The organism is Phyllobacterium sp. SB3 (genome assembly GCF_040009165.1).
In the GTDB taxonomy this organism is placed as follows: Bacteria; Pseudomonadota; Alphaproteobacteria; order Rhizobiales; family Rhizobiaceae; genus Phyllobacterium.
The window spans coordinates 544,061-565,807 of record NZ_JBDYKI010000001.1; the positions used below are offsets into that span (position 1 = coordinate 544,061).

A 21,747-nucleotide genomic window follows, 5' to 3' on the forward strand; every position below is an offset into this window, starting at 1 on the left:
TTACTACTTAAGTGGCGGCTTGCCCGGCAGCGTTGCTGCTCCCCCATTCATATCAAGCTGCATGAGAACCGTGTCCAGCCATCGGCCATGCTTGAAACCGGAAGCTTCTATCTTGCCGCAATGCCGGAAGCCCGCCTTGCTGTGCAGACGCACCGAAGCCGATCCCTCATGGCCATCGCCAATGACAGCTATGAACTGACGGAATCCCAAAGCAGTGCAATCATCAATAAGCCGTTGGATCAGAACTTTCCCCAATCCCTTGCCCTTGGCTGCTGGCGTAATATAGATCGAGTCCTCAACCATCCACCAATAGGCAGGACGTGCTCGGAAATAACTGGCATAGGCGTAGCCAATAACCTCGCCGTTCTGCTCCGCCACGACGTATGGAAAGCCATCCGAAGTAAGCAAGTGAAACCGGTTCGTCATTTCCTTGAGATCGGGCGGATCAATCTCGTAAGTAGCTGTGCCATGCAGAACTGCATCTCGATAGATTTCGGTGATGGTTGGCAGATCGGCTGGCTGTGCGGAACGGATATTGATGTCAGACATGGATTTCGCTTGAAGGGTAAGTTTCTGACAACTTTCATGCACCCGTTCGATGCAGAATTAAAGGGCTTGGTGATAGATTCTCGATCAGCAATCCTTATGCAACGCATAAAAAAGGGCAGCCTGGGCTGCCCTTTTCATTATTGGTCCTGCGTAAAAACTATTCGCGGTTGCCCAGGAACTGCAGCAGGAACATGAACATGTTGACGAAGTCGAGATAGAGACGCAGCGCACCCATGATTGCCTTGCGGCCATAGGAGTCCGAATCATCGCCCTCATAATACATTTCCTTGATCTGCTGTGTGTCGTAGGCGGTTAGGCCTGCAAATACCAGCACACCGATTGCAGAGATAGCGAACTGAAGCGCGCTCGACTGAAGGAAGATATTGACCACCGAAGCGAGCAGGATACCGATGACGCCCATGAACAGGAACGAGCCGAAACCGGAAAGGTCACGCTTGGTCGTGTAGCCATAGAGCGAAAGCGCACCGAACGATGCCGCAGTGATGAAGAACGTCTGTACAATGCTTCCGGATGTATAAACCAGGAAGATTGACGAGAGCGATGCACCGACAAGTGCGGCATAAACCCAGAAAGTCGTCTGGGCGGCAGCAACGCTCATCGAATTAATGCGGAAGCTCAGGAAGAACACTGCAGCCAGCGGGGCAAGCATTACTACCCACTTCAATGGCGACACGTAGAACGTAACACCGAAGCTGGTCAGCATCTTGCCGTTGGGCAATGTTGCAGCCGCAAGCGACGCATCATTGGTTGTTGTCATATATACGATTGCGAGAGCAGCAAGACCGGTCACTGCGAGACCGATCGCCATAAGATTGTAGACCTTCAGCATGTAGCTGCGCAGACCTTGATCGATCCCCGCGTCCACACGCACTCCGGCCGAATTCTGGGCCTGGATGTTGCGATAGTCAGCCATGGTTTTCCTCATTGCTTCGTCCCGTCGGGTGTCGGGGACTATCCCCAGGCTCCGCTGGCGGGACCCCAGCATGCCTTGACAAGAATTATGGTGATTAACCCGCTCTATAACAAGTCCTGTTTTGCTCAAGATTGCGTGCAAAGCCGCCAATTGGGGCAATAGTTACATGCTTTTAATCAATTTAAAGCGTTCTAAGCACCGGAGCTGCCTTCTGACCAAGAATCCGCCACGTCCCCGCAAGCCCGAATCCCACGGTCAAAATAAGCGCCACGGCAACAGTCATCACCGCAACTTCCGGCTGGAATGAAGCTGGCAAGGTCATGACCCGGACAATCACATACCAGGCAGCCAAACCGCCGGCCAACAGCGCGAAGACTGCTGTTGAAAGCCCTAAAAGTACATATTCGAGCGTAAAGGCCTTGATGAGCGTCCGCCGTGTGGCGCCAAGTGTTTTCAGCACCACTGCATCATGAATGCGCGCCCGGTTCCCGGCTGCCAGAGCACCACCCAAGACCAGAATCGATGCGATCAAGGCAACGGAAGCCGCCGCCCGAATGGCCACAGCCAGCTGACCAACCAGTTCATTCGCTATGGTGATTGCATCCTTGACGCGGACCGACGTTACAGCGGGATATGCGCTCGTTACTTCACGCATGACATTGGCCTCCTCCGCTGTCGTTGCGGTCGGGTCGGTCAATGTTGCCAGCCACGCATGGGGAGCCCCGGCAAAAGTATTGGGCGAAAAGACCATGACAAAGTTGATGGCCAATGATTCCCACTGCACTTCACGGAAATTGGCGATGCGAGTCGTCATGTTTCTTCCGAGTACATTGACAGTAACGGTATCGCCGATCTTGAGACCGAGATTACGCCCCTCCTCTGCCGAAAATGAAACCAGTGGCTCGCCCGTATAATCTGCCGGCCACCAGCTTCCTTCGGTCAGGGTTGAATTTTCCGGCACATTCTTGGCGTAGGTTATACCCCGGTCGCCCCGCAATACCCATGCACCTTCCGGCGGGATCGTCATCTTGGTGATATCTGTGCCATTGAAGGCAACGATACGGCCACGCAACATTGGAGCGCTGACGATTTTTCCGTTGGGTGCGGACTTTTGCAATACGTCCTTGAATTGATCGATCTCTCTGCTCTGGATATCTACGAAGAAGAAATTTGGCGCTTTTTCCGGCAGATTGCCAGCCAATTGCTGCCGGAGGCTACCGTCGATCAGAGCCAACGATACAAGCAAGGTAAGGCCAAGACCCAGCGAAAGAACAACCGAGGGCGTCAAAGCCCCGGGACGGTGGATATTGCCGATCGCCAGACGCAGCGCCGTTGATGAAACCCTTGGCGCACGGCGGGCAAGCCACTGCACCAGAACGGAGACCGCGCGCAAGATTACAAAGGAGACGGCTACCGCCCCGACAAACACGATAGCGATGCGCCGATCATAGGCAAAATAGATTGCGAGCAGGCAAAGCGCACCGATCAGCAGAACGGCTGCGCCAATGTAAACAGGCTTCGGCCAGCCCCGTTGGTCGAAACCCTGTTCGCGAAACAACGCCGTAGCCGGAACGTCGCGGGCGCGCCCCAGCGGCAGGATTGCAAAAGCCAGCGTGGTCAGGAGACCGAACAGGGCAGCCCAGAGCAGTGCTCCCGGATAAAAACCACCTGAGCCTGCAATGGGAAGTACGTTTTGAAGTGCATATGCGGCAAGATAGGGTATTGCGGCGGCGGCGATGAGACCAATGAGAATGCCGGCAATTGCAAGGATGACGATTTGAAACAGGTAGACCGCAATAACGAACCAACCTGGCGCGCCAAGTGATTTGAAGGTTGCAATAACGCCGCGCTTGCCGTCGAGATAGGAACGAACTGCGTTTGCCACGCCAACGCCGCCAACAACAAGAGCCGTCAAGCCAACCAGCGTCAGGAACTGCGAGAAACGTTCAATGTTGGCGCTAAGGGAAGGCGCGGCATTGGTGCGGCTGCGAATTGTCCAGCCGGCCTGCGGGAATTTTTCCTGCGCCTCATCGCGGATAGCTGTGATCACCTGTTCGCCCGCCCCCGCAGGAAGCGCAATTTTATAGCTATGATCAACAAGGCTGCCCGGCTGTACAAGACCCGCAGCATTGAGCCCCTCAAGCGACACCATGAAGCGCGGAGCAAAACCGAAACCATCCGACAAAGCGTCCGGCTCGTTGACGATAACAGAACGCACCTCGAACTTTGCGGAACCTAGCAAGATACGGTCACCAAGCTTCAAGTGCAGACGTTCGAGGAATATCTCCGCGACCGCAGCACCATAGACGCCGGCCTTTTCTGCAAAGAGAGCCTGATGATCCAACGGCGGTGAAGTTTCAAGCGCCCCATTTAAAGGATAAGCGTTATCGACTGCCTTGACTTCTACCAGCGACTGGTCCGATCCATCAGAAAGGCGCGCCATCGAACGCATATTGGCGCTCACTGCCACCATGCCCTTGCTGTCGAGAAAAGCCCGTTCTTCGGGCGTAACTTCACGCTGGTTGAGCTGGAACCGCATGTCGCCGCCAAGGATGCTCTGCCCCTGTGTGGAAATCCCCGATGTTACAGAGTTCGCTACCGAGTTAACGCCGCCAATTGCCGCAACGCCGAGTGCAATGCAGGCCAGGAATATGTAAAAACCTGACAGGCCACCGCGCATTTCCCGCAGAGCAAAACGCAGAGCCAGCTTTAACGACGGTCCGGAACCAAAAGAGGCGTTGCTCATGCGGTTTTCGCCAATGCAGTCACGCCTTCGTCGGCTTCTATCAAGCCGGAGCGGACACGAATTTCCCGGTCACAGCGTGCAGCAAGGCTTGTATCATGAGTTACGAGAACGAGGGTTAGTCCCAATTCCCGCTGTTTCTCGAAAAGAAGATCGGCAATTTGCCGCCCTGTCGTCGTATCGAGGTTTCCCGTCGGCTCGTCGGCAATAAGTATTTTTGGCGATGGCGCGAGTGCGCGGGCAATAGCAACGCGCTGCTGTTCACCGCCGGAAAGCTCGCCCGGATAATGGGTCACACGATCTGCCAGACCAACAGCTGCAAGCATCTGTTCTGCGATGGCAAAAGCATCAGAATTCCCCGCAAGCTCCAGCGGAACGGCAACATTTTCCAGTGCGGTCATGTTCGGAATCAGATGGAACGACTGGAAAACAATGCCAATATTCTGGCCGCGAAATGCGGCTGTTGCATCTTCGCTCAATTTTTCAAGTCGTGTCCCGGAAATCTGAACCGAGCCGGAATCCACGTGCTCAAGACCAGCCAGAACCATAAGAAGCGTAGATTTCCCAGAACCTGAAGGCCCGACAATTCCTACTGATTGACCAGCATCAATATCCAGGGAAATACCTTTGAGGACATGCACGGCGGAGGCTCCTGTGCCCAGTGTCAACTCAATGTGATCGAGCTTGATAACGGATTTCGTCACGAAAGACTTCCTTTGCGATATGGTCGACACAACATGCAATGCAGCTGTTCTGATATGGGTGCCCTGAAATGATATTCAAACCGTTGATAAGAATTGTTGTTTTTCTAAGTCTTGTTGCCTTGCCTGTTTCGGCTTTGGCCAATCAAAATACCGTGTCCGGACAGCCTCTCGCTGTCGTGGGCTTTGGTGATAGCCTTATGTCTGGCTTCGAGCTGCCCGTTCAGGACTCATTCCCGGCGCAACTCGAAAAAGCCCTGACGGACAAGGGTATCAACGTCACGGTCGCAAACGCAGGCGTTGCCGGTGAGACGACTACGGATGCGGTAAGCAGGCTCGACTGGTCTGTGCCGGAGGGTACCGGACTGGTTATCCTCGAATTTGGTGCAAATGACGCGTTGCGTGGCATTTCCCCCGAGATAAGTGAAAAGAACCTCGCGGAAATAATCGAGAAGCTTCAGCAGCGTAAAGTTCAGGTCATTCTTGCCGGAATGCTGGCTCCCCCGAACATGGGCGTCGATTACGAGGAAAAGTTCAATGCGATTTTCCCGCGCCTCGCCCAGAAGTACAATGTCCCTCTCTATCCCTTTTTCATGGAAGGTGTAGCGGCGCAAAAATCCCTGCAGCTGGAGGATGGCATGCACCCGAACACGGAAGGTGTTGCCAAAATGGTGGAGGGTTTCCTTCCAGTCATCGAAAAAACCATCGCAGGCAATGCAACCCCGCCAGCGAATGCTACGGGACCCAGCGCCTCACAATAGACCAGATTTCAATTTTGGCTGACGATGTTACCGTGTCCAATTTGTCGCGTGGCAGAAGAATATAAACTTATGGCTTGCCCACAGACAGGTTCAATGATTCTCTAGGTGTACAACTCGATTCGGGGAGGATGCCTTATGCCGCGTCTCTTTACTGCCCTCGAAATTCCGCGCGACGCTGCACTCTCGCTGTCGTTGTTGCGTGGTGGACTCCCCGGAGCACGGTGGATTGATGTCGAGAATTATCACATCACATTGCGCTTCATCGGGGATGTCGAAGGCCATGTTGCCGACGAAGTCGCAAACGCCCTTGATCGCATACGGCGTCCGGAATTCACGCTCTGGCTTTCAGGCGTCAACGCCTTCGGTTCCAAAAAACCCCATAGCGTTGTTGCCTCTGTTGCGCCTTCACCCGATATTCAGGCACTGCAAGCTGAGATCGAGCGCATCTGCCAACGGTTGATGCTTGCCCCCGACCCGCGCAAGTTCACGCCGCATGTTTCTCTGGCTCGGCTGCGCAATGTCCGCAACGAAGAGATCGCGCACTACCTTTCCTCGCGGGGTAATTTCTCCACGGCACCCTTTTCTGTCGGGCGTTTCGTGCTGATGTCATCGCGAGATTCAGTCGGCGGCGGGCCATATATCGTTGAAGAGGCCTGGCCTTTGGAATCGCGCCGATCTTCTTATCAGAACCTCACAGAGAGACCTTTCGAAGCTGCAAGGATCATCCGGTAGATCGTTTCAAAGTCTGCATCGGTCCCATAATAGGGATCGGGAATTTGCTTGGTATCACCAAGCGCGACCTCGTAGAACAGCCCGATCTGTGCCGTAGCGTTTGCAGGGCGACGCTTTTCAATGGCAGTCATGTTCATGCGGTCCATACCGATGATCAGATCGAAACGTGTAAAGTCGTCCGCACCGAGCTGCCTGCATTGCTGAGAGGAAATATCAACGCCGTGTCGTTGTGCGACTTTGATTGATCTCAAGTCCGGTGCCTCATCCGTATGATAGCCATTGGTTCCAGCAGAATCGATCAACACTCCCGCAGCTTTGCCCTCAGCTTTCAGAACCGATCCAAAGACACCTTCTGCCAACGGCGACCGGCAGATATTGCCCAGGCAAACAAAAAGAACGGAGCGAAGAGGAGAGGATTTCATTTTGACACCGTGGTTCGGAAAGCAATGCGGACAAGGATGACCCTTACCAAAGAAATCACATCATTGTGAGCAAAACTCTTGCACCACCCCGCATTCCTTCCCATGTTCTTGCTGAACAACTGAAGGAAAAGGAATGGACGAGATCAAGATCGGTGAAATTCTGGAGCCGGGCAGCGCGCATCAACAGCGTTCGCGCGAGGAGCGTGTCCGCGCTTCCTTCTGGAAAACCGTGCGTAAGGCGGCAAAGAACATCCCGTTTCTGGACGAGCTGGTCGCTGGCTATTTTTGTGCGCTTGATCCTGCTACCCCGACAAAGGTTCGCGGTATATTGCTGGCTTCGCTGGCTTACTTTGTTCTGCCGCTGGATTTCATTCCGGATTTCATTCTGGGCCTCGGCTTTACCGACGATGTTGCGGTAATGATGGCGGCATTGAGCGCCATCCGCAATAACATCACCCCCGCACACAGGGCGGCTGCACGACAGGCGATCAAGGAACTCGATACTGACGAAAAGGTGTGATCGAGATCACAAGACTGTGAAAAGCCCCAATGTCAAAGTCTCGCCGCTTTTATTTGGCTGGTGTTACTGCATCGGACTTGAATGAGGCTGTGACCTTTTTGGCTCTAAAAATTGCTTTTTTGACCTGTCTTCACCGTTTGGTAACCCAGATTAAGTCAAATTAAGACAAGCGAACTGGACAATACGGCATCTGGATTATCTTCCGGGCCATTGCCGGTTCATGAGTTATGAAGTGTACAAATAAAACTGGTAGGTATCATGTTTGGAAAATCAATCGTAGCGACCTCTGTGCTCATGCTTGGGCTGGCGGGAACAGCTCTTGCCCAGACCCCGAGTCAGATTAGCCAGTTCAACGCGTGGGGTGCCTATAGCTACCAGCAGGGCAAGGGCAAAGTCTGCTATGTCCTGTCTGTGCCGGTTGATAAGCAACCAGCAAAGATTGACCATGGCGACAATTTCTTCATGGTAAGCCAGAAACCCGGCCAGAATGTCAGTTTCGAGCCGCAGTTCAAGGCTGGCTATGATCTGCAGGAAAATTCAAAAGTCCTCGTCAAGATTGATGACCGCACATTCTCCATGTTCACCAATGGCAGCCATGGCTGGATGGAAAACGCAGCGGAAGAGCCGCAGCTCGTTGCCGCTTTGCGAGCAGGACATAATATGTCGATCAACGCTGTTTCCAAGCGTGGAACCAAGACAAGCTATGCCTATTCGCTGAAAGGCGTATCGGCAGCCCTCAAGGCAATTTCCACTTGCAAATAGTCTGAATAATCCCATTTCATGCGAAGGGCCCGGCACATGCCGGGCCTTTTTGCTTGTGGAGGTGACGTGGCCGCTGGAACGTGATATGAGCCGCGCTTCCGTTATAAACGTTAGAAAAACCCATGTCCGTTTCGCTTGACCTGACACATCCTGTTGCCCGGGATAAATCCCGTGATGCCGTTCGCGCCCCGATGGTTGAGAAGCCTTCACTGATCGGCTTGACGCGTCCGGAACTGGCAGAGGCCCTAATTGCGGTTGGTGTGCCTGAACGGCAAGCAAAAATGCGCGTGGCGCAGGTCTGGCACTGGCTCTATGTGCGCGGCGTTTCAAACTTTGACGATATGCAAAACATTTCGCGCGAGATGCGTGAACTACTGAACAATAACTTCAATATTGCTCGTCCGGAAATCGTTGAGGAGCAGATTTCCAACGACGGGACGCGAAAGTGGCTGTTCCGTTTTCCTGCTCGTGGAGCAGGACGCCCTGTAGAGATTGAAACGGTCTATATTCCAGAAGAGGGCCGTGGCACTCTTTGCATTTCCAGCCAGGTCGGCTGCACCCTCACCTGCTCTTTCTGCCATACAGGCACACAGAAGCTGGTGCGTAATCTTACCGCTGAAGAAATACTGTCTCAGTTACTAGTAGCGCGTGATCGTCTCGGCGACTTTCCTGATCGCAACACGCCAGACGGCACGATGGTCCCGGCAGAAGGCCGCAAAGTATCTAACATCGTTATGATGGGCATGGGCGAGCCACTCTACAATTTCGATAACGTCAAGAAGGCGCTGCTGATTGCTGCTGACGATGCTGGTCTTTCCCTGTCCCGGCGCCGCATCACCCTTTCTACATCCGGTGTCGTGCCGGAGATTTACCGAGCGGGCGAAGAGATCGGCGTCATGCTGGCGATCTCCCTGCATGCGGTGACAGATGATTTGCGCGACATGCTGGTGCCGATAAACAAGAAGTATCCATTAAAGGAACTGCTTGCTGCGTGCCGCGCTTACCCGAGCCTGTCCAATTCCAAGCGTATTACGTTCGAGTATGTAATGCTAAAGGGCGTCAATGACTCTCTTGATGACGCCAAGGAACTTGTGCGGATGCTCAAAGGCATTCCAGCCAAGATCAATCTGATCCCGTTCAATCCATGGCCCGGTGTCAATTATCAGTGCTCCGATTGGGAGCAGATCGAGAAGTTTGCCGATTACGTGAATGCGGCAGGATATGCATCGCCTATCCGCACACCGCGCGGCCGCGATATCCTTGCCGCCTGCGGCCAGCTCAAATCAGAGTCGGAGCGCATGAAGAAGACCGAGCGCCTTGCCTTCGAGGCAGCGATGATAGCCGGTCACGGCGAAGACTGATCAGCGCATGTTGTATCTCGTCCGCTTTGTTCTCATCGTTTTTGGATTTATCTGCGCCATTTTCGCGGCTTCAGTATTTCTGAACATGCTCCTGATCGGCAGTGCGGAGTGGATCGGCGGCGAAAGTCCGTTTCTCTATTTGACCATCCCGGCTTTTGCTTCAGCAATTGGCTATAGCGTATTCGTGCCTGCGGCACTTATCATCATATACGCCGAGCTTACCGCTTGGCGTGACTGGCTATTCTATACGCTCGGAGGGGCAGCAACGGCTGTAGTCGTTATCGTCTGGAAATGGCGGCCCCAGACCGAGGATATCAGCGCATTCGCTGCTATCCTTGCCACGGGCGTTGTCGGCGGCTTTGTTTACTGGATGATTTCCGGCCGTACAGCGGGGATTATTCCTGCAAGGCCAACCAGTTCCTCCTAAAATTATTTTGCCTGTGCCAGCAGGATTTTCGCGGCAAAGGCCGAGAACACGCCGGCAAACAACCAGTCTGTAATACGTGTCACAGTTGGATTCTTTCTCAGCAACATCGAAAATCTGTCAGCCGCTATGATCATCGGTGCAACCACCGGTAATGATAGCGGGATGAAAAGTACACCAAGAAAAAATAGCTTTCCCGGCGCATGCGGATCGCTGGCAGAAACGAACTGCGGCAGAAAAGTCATGAAAAACAGGATGATCTTCGGGTTGAGCAGGTTAATGCCCAGCCCTGTCAGCCAGTTTTGAAACAATGTATGAACTTGTCCTGTTTTCTTCTCGGGCGAGAAAGCCGAACCATAGCGGATAGCCTGATAGGCCAACCACACCAAATAGCCAGCGCCAACGACCTTCAGCGCAAGAAAGGCGGTTGGCGAAGCCACAATCAACGCCGAGAGACCAATAGCTACCATTGTCGTGTGAACGACGATGCCGCTACAGGCTCCGGCGAGGCAGGCAAATCCCGCAGCCTTGCCCTCTGACAGAGCGCGTCCGACAAATAGAGTCATATCCGGCCCCGGCGTGATCGAGAGAACGAAAGTGGCGACTATAAACTGCAGTATAATTGGCCAATCGGGAATGAAGGTCATCAGATGCTCCGGAAAAACTGGCGGAAGCTAACGCGAAAAGCAGCCCTATGCCATATGTATTTGCGCCTCATCTCGTTTTAGCTACGCTTGCCAATAGCGGCGCAAATGCTACAAGACCCCAACTGAAATTTCAGGATCGCGGCGGCGGTCGACAGACAGGATATGAGCAATGAATAAATGGAAAGACGTCAAGAAAGTCGTGTTGGCCTATTCAGGCGGGTTGGATACATCGATCATCCTGAAATGGCTGCAAACGGAACTTGGCGCAGAGGTCGTTACCTTCACCGCTGATCTCGGTCAGGGCGAAGAACTTGAGCCTGCACGCAAGAAAGCCGAGATGCTGGGCATCAAGGAAATCTATGTCGAAGATGTCCGCGAAGAATTCGTTCGTGACTTCGTTTTCCCGATGTTTCGCGCCAATGCCGTTTACGAAGGCGTTTACCTGCTTGGCACCTCGATAGCGCGACCGCTTATTTCCAAGCACCTCGTTGAAATTGCTGCCCGCACCGGCGCTGATGCAATTGCGCATGGCGCAACGGGCAAAGGCAACGATCAGGTTCGTTTTGAACTCTCCGCTTACGCGCTCAATCCCGATATCAAAGTGATTGCGCCTTGGCGCGACTGGACCTTCAAATCCCGCACCGACCTTCTGGAATTTGCGCGCGAGCATCAGATTCCGATCGCCAAGGACAAGCTCGGCGAGGCTCCATTCTCTGTCGACGCCAACCTGCTGCACTCGTCCTCGGAGGGCAAAGTGCTTGAAGACCCATGGCAGGAAGCGCCCGAATATGTGCACCAGCGTACAATCTCGCCCATGGAGGCACCTGATAAGGTCACCGAAATCGAGATCGCTTTCGAAAAAGGCGATGCTGTTGCTATCGACGGTAAACCCCTATCGCCAGCAACACTTCTGAAGAAGCTGAACGATCTTGGCCGTGACAATGGCATCGGCCGCCTTGATCTCGTTGAAAACCGTTTCGTTGGCATGAAGTCTCGTGGCGTTTACGAAACTCCGGGCGGCACCATTTTGCTCGCCGCACATCGGGCGATGGAATCGATCACGCTGGACCGTGGCGCGGCGCACCTGAAAGATGAGTTCATGCCACGTTATGCCGAGTTGATCTATAATGGTTTCTGGTATTCGCCCGAGCGCGAGATGCTGCAGGCCATGATCGACAAGAGCCAGGAGGATGTGGAAGGTACTGTTCGTCTGAAGCTCTACAAGGGCAATGTCATGGTCTCAGGCCGCAGGTCGAACAAGTCACTTTATTCCGATGCACTTGTCACCTTTGAAGATGATCGCGGCGCCTATGATCAGAAGGACGCGGCAGGCTTTATCCGCCTGAATGCCCTGCGGTTACGTACGCTCGCAGCGCGCAAGCGCAACAGCTAAAGAATACAAAACGGCGGGCTGGTCCCGCCGTTTTACTTTTGTCGCTTGTTGCCGCCAATTTGGCAGCCTAGATGATAGAGCCATAAGTTCATACGACGGAGTTCCCCATGCCTTCAGACAAGCCAGCCATCAATACCGCGTTGACAAACTGGACAGGGCCATTGGGTCTGCCGGACTTCACAGCATTCAATGATCAGGATTTCGCTGCGGCATTCGATGTGGCTTTGGCGGACGATCTTGCCGACATTGAAGCAATTATCGGCCATCACGAAGCGCCCACCATTGAGAATACTTTGAAAGCCCTGCAGCTTTCCGGCGAGTCGCTCGACCGGGTATCATCAATCTTCTGGATGCTGACCGGTGCAAATACCAACGATACAATTCAGGCACTTGAGCGGTCTATCGCTCCAAAATTGTCGCGTCATTCATCGTCAATCATGATGAATCCGCATCTGTTTGCCCGCATTGATTCCCTTTACGAACAGCGTGACCTTCTTGGCCTGGATTCCGAAACGGATCGTGTGCTGGAAAAAATCTGGAAGGGTTTCGTTCGCAGTGGTGCCCGGTTGGATGATCAGGGCAAGGCCCGTCTTGCGGACATCAATGAGAAACTCGCCAGCCTTGGCGCGCAGTTTGACCAGAATGTCCTCAAGGATGAGTCCGACTGGGCTTTGTACATCACTGATCAAACCGACCTTACGGGAGTGCCGGATTTCGTGCGCGATGCGATGCGCGGTGCTGCCGAACAGCGCAACCGTACGGATGCTTGGGCGGTGACATTATCGCGTGAGATTATTGAACCCTTCCTTTCTTTTGCCGAGAACCGTGATTTGCGGGAAAAGGCTTTCCGCGCTTGGGCTGCCCGGGGCGAAAATGGCGGGGATACTGACAATGTCGCCATTGTAGCTCAGACGGTAGCTTTACGGTCAGAGAAGGCAAAACTTTTGGGGTACAAAAGCTTTGCCGCATACAAGCTCGACAACACCATGGCAAAAACGCCTAAAGCCGTTATGGACCTGCTGGAGCCAGTCTGGCAAAAAGCAAAGACGCGCGCGGGAGAAGAAGAAAATGACCTGCAGCAACTGATTTCCAAGGAAGGCCGCAACCACAAGGTCGCGCCTTGGGACTGGCGTTTCTATGCGGAAAAGCTGCGTAGCGAACGCTTTGCCTTCGATGCTGCGGAGCTGAAGCCATATCTGCAGCTGGAGAAAATCATCGAGGCCTGTTTCGATGTGGCAACACGCCTGTTCGGCATTACCTTCAAGGAAAAATCCGGCATCACAACCTGGCATCCGGATGTGCGTGTCTGGGAAGTGTTCAATCCCGATGGAACTGAATGCGGTGTCTTCCTTGGCGATTATTTCAACCGTCAGTCGAAACATTCCGGCGCATGGATGAGTGCGTTACAGTCACAGCACAAGCTGGGCGGCGTGCAGAAGCCGATCATCTATAATGTGATGAACTTTGCCAAGCCACTGAAAGGTGAGCCTGCACTACTTTCCCTCGACGGTGCACGTACCCTCTTTCATGAATTTGGCCATGCTTTGCATGGCTTGCTGTCAGACGTCACTTGGCCAGCGGTTTCAGGCACATCAGTGTCCCGGGATTTCGTCGAACTGCCATCTCAGCTCTACGAGCACTGGTTGACTGTACCATCGATCCTTCAAAAGTACGCGATCCACTACCGCACGGGCGAAGCAATGCCAAAAGCTTTGCTCGACAAGGTGCTTGCCGCAGATACGTTTAATGCAGGGTTCAACACCGTCGAGTTTACCTCATCGGCATTGGTCGACATGGCATTTCATGCAGATGGCACCCCGCCGGAGAACCCAATCCAGTTCGAGGCAGAGACTTTGCAGCAACTGGACATGCCCGATGCAATCATCATGCGCCACCGCACACCGCACTTTAAGCACGTTTTCTCGGGTGATGGATATTCTGCGGGATACTATTCTTATCTGTGGTCGGAAGTGCTCGATGCCGATGCATTCAAGGCATTTGAAGAGACTGGCGATACATTCAATACAGAGCTTGCGGCAAAGCTGAAAAGGTACATCTATTCGGCTGGTGGCAGCAAAGACCCCGAAGAGCTTTACAAAGCTTTCCGGGGTAAAATGCCCACGCCCGATGCGATGATCGAAAAGCGTGGGCTTTGAGATAGAGCCAATCAGGACTTGGCGAAAGCCAGAAGATCAGCGTTCAGCTTGTCCTTGTGCGTCGTGGCCAAACCGTGCGGCGCACCGGCATAGACGTTCAGCGTGGCATTCTTTACCAGCTTCACTGCCTTACGAGCAGCAGCATCAATAGGCACAATCTGATCGTCATCGCCATGGATAAAGAGGGTCGGGACATCGATCTTCTTCAGATCTTCGGTGAAATCCGTTTCCGAAAACGCCTTGATGCAGAAGTATGAGGCTGGCATTCCGGCCATCATGCCCTGCAGCCAGAAAGCGTTTCTTACACCTTCAGACTCCTTCGCACCGGTACGGTTGTAACCATAAAATGGCAACGACAGGTCCTTGAAGAACTGGGAACGGTCGGCAATGACGCCATCACGAATGCCATTGAAAACATCAATAGGCAGACCTTCAGGGTTTGCATCAGTTTTCAGCATGAGCGGTGGGACGGCACCAACCAGCACGGCCTTGGCAACACGCTTTGTACCATGGCGACCGATATAGCGGGCTACTTCACCGCCACCGGTCGAATGACCAACCATGATGGCATCCTTCAAATCCAGCTTTTCAAACAGTTCCGCCAGATCATCGGCATAAGTATCCATATCATTGCCGTTCCAAGGCTGGCTCGAGCGGCCGTGGCCACGCCGGTCATGGGCAATCACGCGGTAGCCATTTGATGCGAGGTAAAACATCTGGTCTTCCCAGGCATCCGAAGAAAGTGGCCAACCGTGGCTGAAGACGACAGGCTGTCCCTTGCCCCAATCCTTGTAGTAAATTTCTGTTCCATCCTTGGTTGTGATCGTGGTCATTGTACTATGTCCTTTCACGGGTTGGTTGGATTTTTGCTTTGTCGGTTTGTTTGCCGCTGAACTGGGAAGTGCCGGGAGGCTTGCTGCCGCCGCCAAGGCAATGCCCGCGGCCAGTACAGCACGGCGTGACGTCACATTCTTTGGGTCATTGCTCATGATGCTAGCGCTCCTTGATAACTCTATGGTGACGGCGCAGGCGTCAATTAATCGAAATACGTACGTCTAGATTGCTGCGTGTTGCTTCCGAGTAAGGGCAGACGATGTGGGCTGCATCGACAAGCTCGCGTGCCTGTCCAGCTTCAATGCCAGGCAATGTCACGGCTAAAGCAACGTCCAGGCCAAATCCCTTGCCATCATCACGAGGGCCAATACCGACCGTGGCTGTTACTGCGGCTTCCTCAGAAAGCTTGATCTTCTTCTGCGAGGCCACGAATTTCAGTGCGCCGAGAAAGCACGCGGAATATCCCGCGCCGAATAGCTGTTCAGGGTTGGTGCCCTGCGCACCGTTGCCGCCAAGTTCCTTTGGCGTGGAGAGCGTAACTTCCAGACGACCGTCTTCACTCTTGGCACTGCCATCGCGTCCGCCAGTTGCTGTCGCTTTAGTTGTATAGAGGATGCTCATTTTCATTTCCTTTCGGGTTGTGATTGTTCAATGCATATTAAATTGCATACAATTAGATTGTGTGCAATAGATATTTTGCATCAATGTTAAAAAATTAAATGATGCACAATTGAAAGCGCTTGGGTATCCTGAGCCAACTTATTGAGAAGGAAGGCAAATGAGCGAAAAAAAGAAGGCGCCTGAGTCACAACTGAAATTGGAAAATTTTCTGTGCTTCGCCATTTACTCCACTGCAAACGCGGTTACACGCGCCTATCAACCACGCTTGGCGGCGTTGAAGCTGACCTATCCGCAGTATCTGGTCATGGTGGTGCTGTGGGAAGAAGAGAACCAAACCGTAACGGCGATCGGAGACAAGCTCAGTCTCGATTCCGGTACGCTGACCCCGCTTTTGAAACGGCTGGAGACAGCAGGCCTTATATCACGTAGGCGCGACAAGACAGACGAGCGTCAAGTCCTGATCAGCTTGACGGATGAAGGCCGCGCCATGCGGGAGAGAGCAGAAGCCGTCCCTCTGGCAATGGGACAGGCATTTGGCTGCACCATGGATGAAGCACGCGGCATGCGAAAAGAACTCATCGGGTTACGAGATAATCTCGTTGCGAGCATTGATCAGGCAAAATAAAAGGCGCCGTCTCCAGCGCCTTTAGAGCTTTCACCGGCCTGATGGATCAGGCTGCGATCTTCTTTGGTTGAATGAGTCCACGCGCAACCAGAAGTTCAGCGATCTGGACAGTATTCAGCGCTGCACCCTTGCGTAGATTATCCGAAACGATCCAAAGCGACAGGCCGTTTTCGACTGTGATATCTTCACGGATACGCGAGATATAGGTCGCATCTTCACCGGCTGCCTCATAAGGGGTGATGTAGCCACCATCTTCATGACGATCAATAACCAGGCAGCCTGGCGCATCGCTAAGAATCTCACGCGCCTCTTCAGCACTCAACGGGCTTTCAAACTCGATATTCACCGCTTCCGAGTGACCAATGAAAACAGGAACGCGTACGCAAGTCGCCGTCAGCTTGATCTTGGGATCGAGCATCTTCTTGGTCTCGGCGACCATCTTCCACTCTTCCTTGGTGTAACCATCTTCCATGAACACATCGATATGCGGAATAACGTTGAAGGCAATCCGCTTGGTGAACTTCTTGGCTTCCACCGGATCAGCAACAAAGACTGCACGCGACTGCTGGAAAAGCTCATCCATGCCATCTTTGCCCGCTCCCGAAACGGACTGATACGTCGCAATGACAAGGCGCTTGATACGAGCCTTGTCATGCAAAGGCTTCAGAGCAACGACCAATTGCGCCGTCGAGCAGTTCGGATTTGCAATAATGTTCTTCTTACTGAAGCCGGTAATTGCGTCTGGATTTACTTCCGGAACGATCAACGGCACGTTGGAATCGTAGCGCCATGCGGAAGAGTTATCGATGACGACACAACCCTGCGCACCAATCTTCGGCGACCATTCCTTTGAAATATTACCACCTGCAGACATCAGGCAAATATCAGTATCCGAAAAGTCATAGGTATCGAGCGCTTTAACCTTCAACGTTCTGTCGCCATAGGAAACCTCGGTTCCTTGCGAACGACGCGAGGCGAGCGCAACAACTTCACTTACCGGAAAGCCACGCTCTTCCAGTATTGTCAACATTTCCCGGCCCACATTGCCTGTGGCACCAACAATCGCAACCTTGAAACTCATTGTATATTCTCCTGTCCCTCTCCGCTGCTTCTAACCCGCTGGCCACCGCAGGTTTCATCCCCCGGGCCGGGCCCGGGAGGGGGCGAGCAGGCCAAGGGAAATCAGACCGTTTTGGTGGTCGTTTTCGAGAGTTTTTTGGCCGAAATTTTGGTCAGAACAGCAGGCGCGCCAACGCAGCCGGCGAAAATACCGGAACCGTTCATTGGAAATAGCGATGATGATTCGCTGTGCACGCGGGGCTCTCCTTATCCGGTTGTGCTTGTACGCGGTTTCCGAAAAGAGTCAATTACATCTTTAACGGGCAAGAATATGTCGTGTTACGCACAATTTTAGACATTTGGTACAAGTTACGGGCTTTGCTTTCTTCAATATTTAGTCAACAATTCATTGGTGCATTGGGTTGTCTGACCTTGGGGGGAAAGAAATTCGCAAGGACATTCGCCAGCGCGTGATCTGCAATAGCAACAGGCTGAGCAAAAAGAACGCGCGCAAGTGTCGGAGTGGGGGCATGAAACAAGGTTTAGTCTGATCATGTCTCTTTGAACTTGAGGCTTAATTGCTGTTTTCTGGGAGGAATAGAAATGGCATCCACTACTGTGGCCGGCGCTACCAGCCGGGGGATGACGCGGGAAGAAAAGAAGGTGATCTTCGCTTCTTCTCTCGGCACTGTTTTCGAGTGGTACGACTTTTACCTTTATGGTTCTTTGGCTGTCTTTATTGGCGCAGCATTTTTCAGCGAGTATCCTGAAGCAACACGTAATATCTTTGCTTTGCTTGCTTTTGCCGCCGGCTTTCTGGTTCGCCCCTTCGGCGCGCTGGTGTTCGGACGCATCGGCGATCTTGTCGGCCGCAAATATACCTTCCTTGTCACAATCCTGATTATGGGCTTCTCGACCTTCCTGGTCGGTATTCTGCCTGGCTCCGCCAGCTGGGGCATTGCTGCTCCGATCATTCTGATCGTATTGCGCATGCTGCAAGGCCTTGCACTTGGCGGTGAATATGGCGGTGCTGCAACCTATGTTGCCGAACACGCACCGAGCAATCGTCGCGGCTTTTACACCTCATGGATTCAGACTACCGCAACGCTGGGTCTTTTCCTTTCACTTATCGTCATCCTGATCATTCAGAATTCGATGACAAAGGAAGCCTTCTCCGCCTGGGGCTGGCGCATTCCTTTCATTCTGTCATTCGTTCTTTTGGGCGTTTCAGTCTGGATTCGCTTGTCACTCAGTGAATCACCTGCTTTCAAAAAGATGAAAGAAGAAGGCAAGGGCTCGAAGGCACCGCTTTCAGAAGCTTTTGGACAATGGAAGAATGCCAAGATCGCCCTGCTCGCGCTCTTCGGTCTTACCGCAGGTCAGGCAGTTGTCTGGTATTCAGGTCAGTTCTACGCACTGTTCTTCCTGCAGAACGTCCTGAAGGTCGATGGCCAATCTGTTAACATCATGATTGCCATTGCGCTTTTGCTGGGCACTGGCTTTTTCGTCCTGTTTGGTTGGTTGTCCGACAAAATCGGCCGCAAGCCGATCATTATGGCCGGTTTGGCACTCGCCATCCTTACCTACTTTCCGTTGTTCAAAGCGCTAACTTGGGCCGCCAATCCGGCACTCGCTTCCGCACAGCAGGATGTGCGGGCAACCGTGACTGCTGCGCCGGGAGATTGCAATTTCCAGTTCAACCCAGTTGGCACGAGAAAACCACTGACGTCCTGCGATATTGCAACCGACTTTCTCGCCAAGAATTCAATCCCCTATGACATCGTAGCAACGGCCCCGTCCGGAACTGCGGCAACAGTTAAAATCGGCGAAGAAACTGTTGAATCATATAACGCAACCACCGCTGGTGCCGATGCTGCGGCAAAGGACAATGCATTCAAAAAAGGCGTAAACACTGCGCTTCAGGACGGTGGTTACCCGCTCGTTCGCGACCCTGCAAAGGTTGCAGACAGCAAGCTTGATGCCTTGGTTGCAGGCAATCCTAAACTGGCATTGGACGCAGCTGCTATCCGCGCCGGTGAAAAGACTGTCGTACCGGTGGATCAAGCTGTCAAAGACAAGCTGGTTACAGCAGAAGAGGCGGCCGGTGCCACGGAGGTTACCGTCTATACCGTTCCGAATGCCGGTGCATTCAAGATGGTGGCCGATCCTGCGGCCGTCAATTGGCCAATGGTTATCGGTATTCTGTTCGTTCTCGTTATCTATGTGACGATGGTTTACGGGCCAATTGCAGCAATTCTGGTGGAAATGTTCCCGACCCGTATTCGCTACACCGGCATGTCCTTGCCTTATCATATCGGCAATGGCTGGTTCGGTGGTCTGTTGCCGGCAACAGTCTTTGCAATGAGCGCAGCCAGGGGCGATATTTACTACGGCCTTTGGTATCCCATTGTCATTGCCGCGATGACGCTTGTCATCGGACTGCTCTTTGTTCGCGATACCAAGGATACGGATCTCGACGAAATCAAATAAGATAATACAAAAAAGCCCGGCGCGACTTGCTCGCGCCGGGCTTTTTCTTGTCCCGATGTCCGATCAGGCAGATAGCGACTTGAACTTGGCGAGAATTGCATCGCCCATCTCGACAGTTCCGACCTTGGTCATGCCATCTGACATGATGTCGGCTGTGCGGATGCCCTCATCAAGTACCCCGGCAATTGCAGCCTCCAGCCTGTCAGCCTCAGCCACCATATTAAACGAATAGCGTAAGCACATGGCGAATGACGCGATCATCGCGATCGGATTGGCAGCACCCGTTCCGGCAATATCCGGTGCAGAGCCATGCACAGGCTCATAAAGCGCCTTGCGGCTTTCCGTCTTGCCATCCGGTGCACCGAGCGAAGCCGAAGGCAGCATGCCCAGCGAGCCTGTCAGCATAGCCGCAATGTCAGAAAGCATATCGCCGAACAGATTATCCGTAACAATAACGTCGAACTGCTTAGGCCAACGCACAAGTTGCATGCCACCGGCATCTGCCAGCATATGGTCGAGCTTCACATCTGAATATTTCGCCTTGTGTATCGCGGTGACAACCTCGTTCCACAAGACACCGGACTTCATGACATTGCGCTTTTCCATCGACGTGACCTTGTTGCCACGGGTCCGCGCCAATTCAAAAGCTACGCCGGAAATACGCTCGATCTCGTAGGTGTCATAAACCTGAGTGTCGACACCGCGCTTTTGGCCATTGCCAAGATCGCGAATTTCTTTCGGTTCCCCGAAGTACACGCCGCCGGTCAACTCGCGCACGATGAGAATATCCAAACCCTCAACGATCTCTTTTTTCAATGAGGAAGAGTCGGCAAGCGCCGGATAGCAGATAGCCGGACGCAGATTGGCAAAAAGCTCCATATCCTTGCGTAGGCGAAGCAATCCGGCTTCAGGACGCACATCATAGGGAACACTGTCCCACTTCGGACCGCCAACCGCACCGAAAAGAACTGCGTCGGAAGCCAACGCCTTTTCCATATCAGCTTCTGAAATGGCTTTTCCATGCGCATCATAAGCACAACCACCAACCAGACCTTCATCCAGCTCAAAGCTGCTTTTCAGCTCGGCATTCATATAAGCAATGATTTTGCGGACTTCGGCCATTGCCTCAGGGCCGATGCCATCGCCAGGAAGAAGGAAAAGCTTTTTCGGTGCCATGCTGGAAAACCTCTTTATGTGATTAGCTCTAGTCGAGATGGCGCGTACTTAGCGCAACTTGAGCAAAGATGAAAAGCGTTTTGGGAAATTATCTTAAATGCCCAAATCCGTGCCCATCCTTCAAGATATAAAAAAGCCCGGCGAAGCCGGGCTGTTTTAATGTAGGCAAGAACATCAGGCCCAAGGACGCTTTTCAGCATTGGAAGCTTCGAAATTATCAATTTTCGAGGCTTTCTCCATTGTCAGCCCGATATCGTCCAAACCATTGAGCATACAATAACGGCGGAACTCATCCAGCTCGAAGCTGATCGACCCGCCGTCCGGACCTTTGATTGTCAAAGCTTCAAGATCGATCGAAACCGTAGCATTGGAACCACGCTGCGCATCGTCCATGAGCTTGTCCAGGTTTTCCTGACTCACGCGGATTGGCAAAATGCCGTTCTTGAAGCAGTTATTATAGAAAATATCGGCAAAGCTGGTTGAAATCACACAGCGGATACCGAAATCAAGGAGAGCCCATGGCGCATGCTCACGGCTTGAACCGCAACCAAAATTATCGCCGGCAACAAGAATCTGCGCTTTACGATAAGCGGGCTTATTCAGAACGAAGTCCGGGTTCTCGCTGCCATCTTCATTGTAGCGCATCTCGGCGAATAGCCCGGTACCCAAGCCTGTACGCTTGATCGTCTTCAGGTAATCCTTCGGAATGATCATATCAGTATCGACATTGATGATGGGCAATGGAGCAGCCACGCCCGTGAGCTGGGTAAATTTATCCATAGTATCCGCCTGTACAGTCCGTCCGTAGATAAGAGATTATTCTTGGCTTTACACCAG

At 52.9% G+C, this 21,747-nt stretch carries 21 protein-coding genes; 10 read left to right on the forward strand and 11 right to left on the reverse strand.

The annotated features are described in order from the left end of the window. Positions 1–3: 3 nt before the first annotated feature. The 4 genes from ABKW30_RS02750 to ABKW30_RS02765 all read right to left on the reverse strand — a co-directional run bounded on the left by ABKW30_RS02750 (position 4) and on the right by ABKW30_RS02765 (position 4,930). Positions 4–549, reverse strand: coding sequence for an N-acetyltransferase family protein (locus ABKW30_RS02750; RefSeq protein WP_348596483.1), 546 nt, complete (start codon positions 547–549; stop codon positions 4–6). A 157-nt stretch (positions 550–706) separates the two neighbouring features. After that, positions 707–1,483, reverse strand: a complete 777-nt coding sequence (locus ABKW30_RS02755; RefSeq protein ID WP_348597584.1) for a Bax inhibitor-1/YccA family protein — start codon at positions 1,481–1,483, stop codon at positions 707–709. Between the two features lie 181 nt (positions 1,484–1,664). Continuing rightward, a complete protein-coding gene (locus ABKW30_RS02760) occupies positions 1,665–4,229 on the reverse strand; it encodes an ABC transporter permease (RefSeq protein WP_348596484.1) in 2,565 nt (854 codons plus the stop codon). Continuing rightward, positions 4,226–4,930 (reverse strand): ABC transporter ATP-binding protein, encoded by a 705-nt coding sequence (locus tag ABKW30_RS02765; protein WP_348596485.1) that lies wholly within the window; start codon positions 4,928–4,930, stop codon positions 4,226–4,228. The genes ABKW30_RS02760 and ABKW30_RS02765 overlap by 4 nt, the downstream gene beginning before the upstream one ends. 68 nt (positions 4,931–4,998) lie before the next feature. Here ABKW30_RS02765 and ABKW30_RS02770 point away from each other — a divergent pair, with 68 nt between their 5' ends. Then, on the forward strand, positions 4,999–5,688 hold the full coding sequence (locus ABKW30_RS02770) for an arylesterase (RefSeq protein WP_348596486.1): 690 nt from the start codon (positions 4,999–5,001) through the stop codon (positions 5,686–5,688). A gap of 135 nt (positions 5,689–5,823) precedes the next feature. Continuing rightward, complete coding sequence (thpR, locus tag ABKW30_RS02775; protein ID WP_348596487.1) at positions 5,824–6,420, forward strand: RNA 2',3'-cyclic phosphodiesterase; 597 nt, start codon at positions 5,824–5,826, stop codon at positions 6,418–6,420. Here the strand turns inward: thpR and ABKW30_RS02780 are convergent. After that, complete coding sequence (locus ABKW30_RS02780) at positions 6,372–6,842, reverse strand: low molecular weight protein-tyrosine-phosphatase (RefSeq protein ID WP_348596488.1); 471 nt, start codon at positions 6,840–6,842, stop codon at positions 6,372–6,374. The genes thpR and ABKW30_RS02780 overlap by 49 nt on opposite strands. 133 nt (positions 6,843–6,975) lie before the next feature. On the opposite strand from ABKW30_RS02780, the gene ABKW30_RS02785 reads away from it, so the two are divergent. From ABKW30_RS02785 to ABKW30_RS02800, 4 genes are all read left to right on the forward strand, one after another. Then, positions 6,976–7,362 carry a YkvA family protein gene (locus ABKW30_RS02785; RefSeq protein ID WP_348596489.1) on the forward strand — a complete coding sequence of 129 codons (387 nt, stop codon included), beginning with the start codon at positions 6,976–6,978 and terminating at the stop codon, positions 7,360–7,362. A 258-nt stretch (positions 7,363–7,620) separates the two neighbouring features. Continuing rightward, positions 7,621–8,124, forward strand: coding sequence for an invasion associated locus B family protein (locus tag ABKW30_RS02790; protein WP_008127246.1), 504 nt, complete (start codon positions 7,621–7,623; stop codon positions 8,122–8,124). 122 nt (positions 8,125–8,246) lie between these two features. Further along, on the forward strand, positions 8,247–9,485 hold the full coding sequence (rlmN, locus tag ABKW30_RS02795; protein ID WP_348596490.1) for a 23S rRNA (adenine(2503)-C(2))-methyltransferase RlmN: 1,239 nt from the start codon (positions 8,247–8,249) through the stop codon (positions 9,483–9,485). Between the two features lie 7 nt (positions 9,486–9,492). Further along, the gene (locus tag ABKW30_RS02800; protein ID WP_348596491.1) at positions 9,493–9,912 is read left to right on the forward strand and encodes a hypothetical protein; all 420 of its coding nucleotides are present in this window, start codon (positions 9,493–9,495) and stop codon (positions 9,910–9,912) included. A 2-nt stretch (positions 9,913–9,914) separates the two neighbouring features. Here ABKW30_RS02800 and ABKW30_RS02805 read toward each other — a convergent pair whose 3' ends face one another. After that, the gene (locus ABKW30_RS02805) at positions 9,915–10,556 is read right to left on the reverse strand and encodes a LysE family translocator (protein WP_348596492.1); all 642 of its coding nucleotides are present in this window, start codon (positions 10,554–10,556) and stop codon (positions 9,915–9,917) included. A gap of 169 nt (positions 10,557–10,725) precedes the next feature. Between ABKW30_RS02805 and ABKW30_RS02810 the strand changes: the two genes are divergently transcribed. Both ABKW30_RS02810 and ABKW30_RS02815 read left to right on the forward strand, forming a co-directional pair. Next, positions 10,726–11,949: an argininosuccinate synthase gene (locus ABKW30_RS02810; protein ID WP_348596493.1), complete on the forward strand. Its 1,224-nt coding sequence runs from the start codon at positions 10,726–10,728 to the stop codon at positions 11,947–11,949. A gap of 107 nt (positions 11,950–12,056) precedes the next feature. After that, the gene (locus ABKW30_RS02815) at positions 12,057–14,105 is read left to right on the forward strand and encodes a M3 family metallopeptidase (protein WP_348596494.1); all 2,049 of its coding nucleotides are present in this window, start codon (positions 12,057–12,059) and stop codon (positions 14,103–14,105) included. A gap of 11 nt (positions 14,106–14,116) precedes the next feature. Here the strand turns inward: ABKW30_RS02815 and ABKW30_RS02820 are convergent, their stop codons facing one another. Both ABKW30_RS02820 and ABKW30_RS02825 read right to left on the reverse strand, forming a co-directional pair. Continuing rightward, a complete protein-coding gene (locus ABKW30_RS02820; protein ID WP_348597586.1) occupies positions 14,117–14,938 on the reverse strand; it encodes an alpha/beta hydrolase in 822 nt (273 codons plus the stop codon). 199 nt (positions 14,939–15,137) lie between these two features. Further along, entirely contained in the window at positions 15,138–15,560 is a 423-nt protein-coding gene (locus tag ABKW30_RS02825) for an organic hydroperoxide resistance protein (RefSeq protein WP_348596495.1), read from the reverse strand. A 157-nt stretch (positions 15,561–15,717) separates the two neighbouring features. Between ABKW30_RS02825 and ABKW30_RS02830 the strand changes: the two genes are divergently transcribed. Beyond that, positions 15,718–16,185: a MarR family transcriptional regulator gene (locus ABKW30_RS02830; protein WP_348596496.1), complete on the forward strand. Its 468-nt coding sequence runs from the start codon at positions 15,718–15,720 to the stop codon at positions 16,183–16,185. 46 nt (positions 16,186–16,231) lie between these two features. Here the strand turns inward: ABKW30_RS02830 and ABKW30_RS02835 are convergent, their stop codons facing one another. After that, entirely contained in the window at positions 16,232–17,266 is a 1,035-nt protein-coding gene (locus ABKW30_RS02835; RefSeq protein WP_348596497.1) for an aspartate-semialdehyde dehydrogenase, read from the reverse strand. 581 nt (positions 17,267–17,847) lie between these two features. On the opposite strand from ABKW30_RS02835, the gene ABKW30_RS02840 reads away from it, so the two are divergent. Further along, a complete protein-coding gene (locus ABKW30_RS02840; protein ID WP_348596498.1) occupies positions 17,848–19,734 on the forward strand; it encodes an MFS transporter in 1,887 nt (628 codons plus the stop codon). Positions 19,735–19,797: 63 nt separating this feature from the next. Here the strand turns inward: ABKW30_RS02840 and leuB are convergent, their stop codons facing one another. Further along, positions 19,798–20,910, reverse strand: a complete 1,113-nt coding sequence (gene leuB, locus ABKW30_RS02845; RefSeq protein WP_348596499.1) for a 3-isopropylmalate dehydrogenase — start codon at positions 20,908–20,910, stop codon at positions 19,798–19,800. Positions 20,911–21,084: 174 nt separating this feature from the next. Further along, positions 21,085–21,690, reverse strand: a complete 606-nt coding sequence (gene leuD, locus ABKW30_RS02850; RefSeq protein WP_348596500.1) for a 3-isopropylmalate dehydratase small subunit — start codon at positions 21,688–21,690, stop codon at positions 21,085–21,087. Positions 21,691–21,747 lie beyond the last annotated feature (57 nt).